The organism is Peribacillus sp. YIM B13481 (assembly GCF_042787985.1).
GTDB classification, from domain to species: domain Bacteria; phylum Bacillota; class Bacilli; order Bacillales; family DSM-1321; genus Peribacillus; species Peribacillus simplex_A.
On sequence record NZ_JBHZPE010000042.1, the window covers coordinates 1 to 6,231 of the forward strand.

The window sequence follows — 6,231 nt, forward strand, 5'->3', positions numbered from 1 at the left end:
TCCCCGATTGAATACCGAGAAAAGGCCGCAGCTTAAAATACTCTTTTTTTATTGTCTACTTGACAGGGTTATGTGCAGTGAGTCTCTTTCTTTATGAGTGTGTATTGTATTCGGATTTTATTCTACACGATTAATAGCGTTTAGGGCCTGGAAAAGTGTGAAGGGAAGTGAGTCGCCGAGATTGTGATTTAAAGACGATTATCTTTTCTTTTGTGTATAACTTCATCATTAAATCGCTTTAAATGCGTAATAGGGATATAAGTATATAATTGTAATTTTTACTACTTTTTTGTAGTAGGAGGAAATTTTGTATGATATTATGTTAGATGGAAAATCTAGATAATTTTGGAAAAGAGGGATACGGATTGGATGTTCAAACTACATTAAAAACTTAAGGAGCTCGTTTTCATGAAACCTACCGACTCAAAAAGTCTATGGGGAAATACAATTTATTTACAAGTTTTCTCTGCGTATTCACTGCTTATGCTCGGAGTATTTATTGACATGTTAGCCATTATGACCATTATTGCTTTTGAATGGGAAGTAGACCCCACCATGATTGGATTGATTCCTGTTGCGTATGCACTTCCTGGAATTTTATTTAGTTCATGGGCAGGTGTGATTGCTGATCGCTTTAGAAAAATTCCAATTATGATGTTTTGCAACCTTATGGTTGGTCTATTAACAATAGTTCTTTTATTTGTCCAAAATATTCATTGGCTTTTGTTAGCATTAATGATTCGTTCCATTTTTACCGTTTTCTATTATCCTGCACAGCAAACACTAACACGACAGATTGTTTCCCCTGATCTGCTTACCAAAGCGGTAAGTATCAATGGGGTAGTTGAGCAAGGAACCAAGATAGTGGGTCCACTTATAGGAGGAATGTTACTGGGCTGGTTTCAGCCAGAGTTTTGCCTAATTATAAGGGCAATATGCTGCTTACTGGCTGTTTTGGTTCTGTTACCCACAATAAGGTTAAAGGAATCTCTGTCAAGAGAACATATGGAAAAGCAACAGCAAAGTACATGGACTGCTTGGTTACAAGGTTGGGGTTATGTATTATCCAATCGGATGATATTATCAACCATGATTTTCGTTACAATAGCTATGGCAGTATTACAATTAGTAGACTCACAGTTCCCTACTTTATTTAAGAGTTTGTTCCCAAATGATAAGAGTAAAATGGGATACTTCATTTCTATTATTGGTCTTGGGGGAATAATTGGCGCATTCTTAACTCAGAAATTAAAACATTTTCAATATGGTTGGGCAGTATGCGGAGGTATTGCTTTAATGGGAATTGGCATTGGTGGGATTGGTCTGATAAGTCCCAGTACATCCTTCATTTTTGGCTATCTGATTAGTTTTATCGCTGGTATTGGAAGTGGACTTATGCTTGTATCCAATCAAGTCATTCTGCAAAAAGAATCCCATCAAGAACAGGTCGGAAGAGTATTTGGGATTCAAAGCAGTTTAACAAATGCAGTCCTCATCATTTCTCCTGCTATGAGCGGTCCACTGGTCCACATTTTCGGAGTAACTCAACTCTATTTTTATGTGGGTATTGGGCTCATCATCATTGGAGTAATTGGGGTCTTATTACATAAACATTTTTGGGTTAAACACGAACAAATAAGTGTAAATAATCTTTGAAGGGAGGATCTTTTATGTCCAATGAGGAGTGTTATCCTTTAAGTCATCCACAGAGGAGAATATGGTATACAGAAGTTATTAATTCAGGTAAAGGGATATGTAATCTAAAATTCTTGTTCAAGATCAATCGAAAAATGAATTATTCGATATTAAATCGAGTCGTGAATCGTGTCATCAGTGAAAATGATGGCCTGTGTATCAAGCTGAAAGAAAATATGCACCAGGAACCTGAGCAATATTTTGTTAAACATCAAGAACGAGAATTTGACTTCTTCGACTTCAGTTCCGTGAGAGATTCGGATTTGCTGGAAAAATGGATTGAGCAGAAGGAGCATGAGACGTTTACGTTATTTGATTCTGAATTATACTATTTTGCTTTAATAAAAATAAGCGATAATGAGTGTGCCGTCTTTGGCAATGTTCATCACATTATCATGGATGGTTTATCAATCCAAAATTGTACTAGTCAGATTGCTAAATATTATCATGAGTTTCATAGTGAGAAAGATGTGAGCATCCCTAGGAACTCATATGTTGAGTTTCTAGTCAATGAACAGACGTACTTGAACAGCAGTCGTTTTCAAAAAGATCAAAGCTTCTGGTTAGAGGAATTCAAAACACTTCCATCCGTAACGGGATTGAAACCCTATAATGCTTACCAAGTTAGTACGAGAGCATCACGTGAGACGTTCGAATTATCCGAATATTCGAAGAGGAAGTTAGAGGAATTTTCTGATCATTACGGATTTAGTATATATACTCTTTTTGTTGCTGCGCTTTCGTTGTCGATGTATCGATGGACCTCGTCGCTTGATATTGCCTTGGGAATGGCTTATGGCAATCGTAAGACTAAAATGGAGCGGGAATTAATTGGAATGATGGTGAGTACAGTTCCTCTGAGAATGGATATCGATCCTGAAGAAGAAGCACTCTCATTTATTGGTCGAGTGTCGAGAAAACAACGTAAAGCATTACGACATCAGAAATATCCATTTGATTTGTTATTAAAGCAGATGAATCAAGAGAATAACAGTAATGTTCGACTTTTTGGAACTACGATCGATTATAGAGAGCGTGGTGAAAGTGGTGACTCTCTTTGGATTCCAAATCGTGAAGAAGTGCAAGATTTTGCAGTGCATATCGAAAATTTGACTGATATAGACTCTTTGCAAGTACATATTGATTATCGTGAAGAATTATTTTCCAAAGAAGAGATGATTCGCTTTTTTAAAACCATGCTAGCATTAATGGAAAACACATTTAAAAATCCAAAGCAGAAGGTTGCTGAGATCGAAATCCTTTCAGAAGAAGATAAAAGAAAAAGTTTAGTAGAGTTCAATGATCCTAAGCTTGAATTTCCACCTCAAGCAACCATTCATGAGTTGTTTGAGCAGCAAGCGATGATTCATCCCAATGCCATTGCAGTTATGTATGAAAAGGAGAGGCTTACCTATAGGGAGCTTAATGATCGTGCGAATCAATTAGCTCACTATCTGCAGAAAAAAGGAGTAGGACCTGATTCGTTGGTTGGACTTTGTGTTGAACGTTCTTCTGAAATGGTTGTAGGTATTTTGGGAATTCTGAAGGCTGGTGGAGCTTATGTTCCACTCGATCCAACATTTCCAGAGCAGCGACTTCGGTATATTTTAGAGGACGCTAGCATTCAGTTGGTCGTAACGCAAGAAAGTTTAAAAGGATCGAAATGGTTACCAAAGAATATCAAATCGATTTGCCTTGATCGAGATCAAGTTGAGATTGAGAAAGAAGGTACTGTTCTACCGATTTCTGATGTTAGTCCTCAACATCTCGCTTACGTGATTTATACTTCAGGATCAACAGGGAATCCGAAGGGAGTTATGGTAGAGCATCACAATGTGATTCGTTTATTTAAATCAACGGAATGCTGGTATCAGTTTGATGAAAAAGATACTTGGACGCTTTTCCATTCTTATGCGTTTGACTTCTCGGTATGGGAAGTTTGGGGGGCATTGCTCTATGGTGGAAGATTGGTCGTTGTTCCTTACTGGATCAGTCGATCGCCCAAGGATTTCTATCAACTGTTAGTAAAGGAAGAGGTTACGGTTCTTAATCAGACACCATCCGCATTTCGACAATTGATACAGGTGTGTGAACAAGAAGATGAGAATAAAAACTTGAATCTGCGCTATGTCATATTTGGTGGGGAAGCACTCGATCCTACCAGCTTGCTTCCATGGGTTCAAAAGTATGGAGAGCAGAAGCCACAGCTAAACAATATGTATGGAATTACAGAAACCACCGTTCATGTTACTTATTATCCAATTACTCAAGATGATGTGCAGCATTCTTCAAGAAGTAATATCGGAAAGCGGATTCCAGATTTAGAAGTGTATGTGCTAGACGCTTGTCAACAGCCTGTGCCTATTGGCGTTGCTGGCGAACTATATATTGGCGGAGCAGGGCTCGCACGTGGGTATTTAAACAGACCCGAATTGACTGCAGAACGTTTCATGCCTCATCCATTCAGTAGTGACCCGGGAGCGCGATTATATCGGACAGGGGACTTAGCGAGATACTTGCCGGATGGAAATCTGGATTATCTTGGGCGGATTGATCACCAGGTGAAGATCCGTGGTTTCCGAATTGAACTCGGGGAAATTGAATCTGCTTTACACGCGCATGCATCCATAAAAGAGGCTGTTGTAATCGTTCGAGAAGATCAGCCAGGTGATAAACGATTAGTGGCATATGTCGTGGGTGATGGGAATGTAGGTGCATGGAGAGATTATCTCAAGGCGGAACTACCAAGCTATATGGTTCCTTCAGAATTTGTGATGATCGAAGCCATTCCACTAACTGCTAACGGTAAAGTTGATCGTGAGGCCTTTCCTGTACCAGAGGAGAGGAAAATCGAAAGTGAATGTGTTGCCCCACGGAATGGTAACGAAAAAACACTGGCTACCATTTGGAAGCAGGTATTAGGAATTAAAAAGGTGGGGATCCATGATAACTTCTTTGAAATTGGTGGAGACTCGATTCTCAGCATTCAGATCATATCACGAGCGAGTCAATTGGGCTTAAAACTTACACCTAAGCAAATGTTTGAACACCAAACGATTGCCGAGTTGGCACAAGTAGTCAAAGAAGATCAGGGAGTACAAGCGGAGCAGGGTGTTGTGACGGGAGAGGTACCGCTCACTCCGATCCAATACTGGTTCTTCGAGCAAGAACATCCGCATCCACAACATTGGAATCAGTCGATGCTTTTGAGAGTAAGAGAGAGATTGGATGTGGAGTTACTAGAGGAAGCCCTATTAAACTTACTCAAACATCATGACGCCTTACGTTTCCGATATGGACAGTTGCCCAATGGAGACTGGAAGCAGAGAAATGAGGGGATCGATGAACAGTCAGTACTTCGTGTGGTAAAGCGGAACAATGCTGATCAACAAGCGTGGGATCAAATCATACAAGAAGAGATGGATATCACTCAAGCCAGTTTCAATTTACTTACAGGTCCGTTGATGAGAGTAGTGTACTTCGATGATGGTTCCAATGGGAACGATCGATTATTCTGGACGATTCATCATTTAGTAGTAGATGGGGTATCATGGCGAATTCTATTGGAAGATTTACAGGCCGTATACAACCAGATGAAACAAGGTCAGAAGGTTCGGTTCCCTGCGAAAAGTACATCCTTTAAAGAATGGTCGGAACGACTACAGGCATACAGTGAGTCAGATATTTCAAAAGAAGTACAAGATTATTGGCATGAACACGCAGCAAAACAAGTGATGACGATTCCGATGGACTACCCTATACAGGAAACGACAGAAGCATCGACTGATCAAGTGACGATGACGTTGGGAGTAGAAGAGACCCACGCGTTGTTACATGAAGTTCCTGCGACTTATAAGACTCGGATCAACGAGGTACTATTGACGGCATTAGTACAAGCTATAACCGACAGTACAAATCAGCATAAGCTTTCTGTTCACTTGGAAGGACATGGGAGAGAAGAGATGATCGAAGGTGTTGATCTATCGCGGACAGTGGGTTGGTTCACGAGTATTTATCCGGTTCACTTTGATCTTCAAGGAACAACGACACCTATTGAGGGATTAAAGGCTGTGAAAGATCAATTGCGTCGAATTCCGAATCATGGCGTTGATTATGGTATTTTACGTTACTTGGGCAGAAAATTGCTTCCGTTCTATCAGCAGCAAAAACCATCGATAAGCTTTAACTATTTGGGACAATTGGATCAAGTGTTTTCCCAAGAATCTTTGTTTATGCAGGAGACAGGATTTACACGCTTAGACTATGCTCCAGAATCGAAACCATCTCACCCGATTGATGTTGTCGGTATGGTAAAAGACGGGAAGCTACATTTTATTTGGATGTACAGTAGAGAACAGTTTTCTAGATTGACAATTCAAGAGATGGCAAAGGGCATGTTAAATCAGCTTCGATTGCTGATAAATCCACCAGCTGCAGAGTCTGCTTTTACGGTATCTGACTTTGCTGATGCAGAGGCTCTGACGGAAGAAAGCTTGAGTAAAGTATTACTTAAATTAACAAAGAAGAGGGTGTAAC

2 protein-coding genes are annotated in these 6,231 nt (G+C 39.9%); both read left to right on the top strand.

The annotated features are described in order from the left end of the window. Positions 1–408: 408 nt before the first annotated feature. The gene (locus tag ACFX4X_RS19525) at positions 409–1,656 is read left to right on the top strand and encodes an MFS transporter (RefSeq protein WP_377385563.1); all 1,248 of its coding nucleotides are present in this window, start codon (positions 409–411) and stop codon (positions 1,654–1,656) included. Positions 1,657–1,670: 14 nt separating this feature from the next. After that, complete coding sequence (locus tag ACFX4X_RS19530; protein ID WP_377385566.1) at positions 1,671–6,230, top strand: amino acid adenylation domain-containing protein; 4,560 nt, start codon at positions 1,671–1,673, stop codon at positions 6,228–6,230. Position 6,231: the final 1 nt, after the last annotated feature.

Bases quoted from the DNA above. Each gene is read 5' to 3' on its own strand.
- ACFX4X_RS19530 (WP_377385566.1), top strand. From the start codon at position 1,671: ATGTCCAATGAGGAGTGTTATCCTTTAAGTCATCCACAGAGGAGAATA.
- ACFX4X_RS19525 (WP_377385563.1), top strand. From the start codon at position 409: ATGAAACCTACCGACTCAAAAAGTCTATGGGGAAATACAATTTATTTA.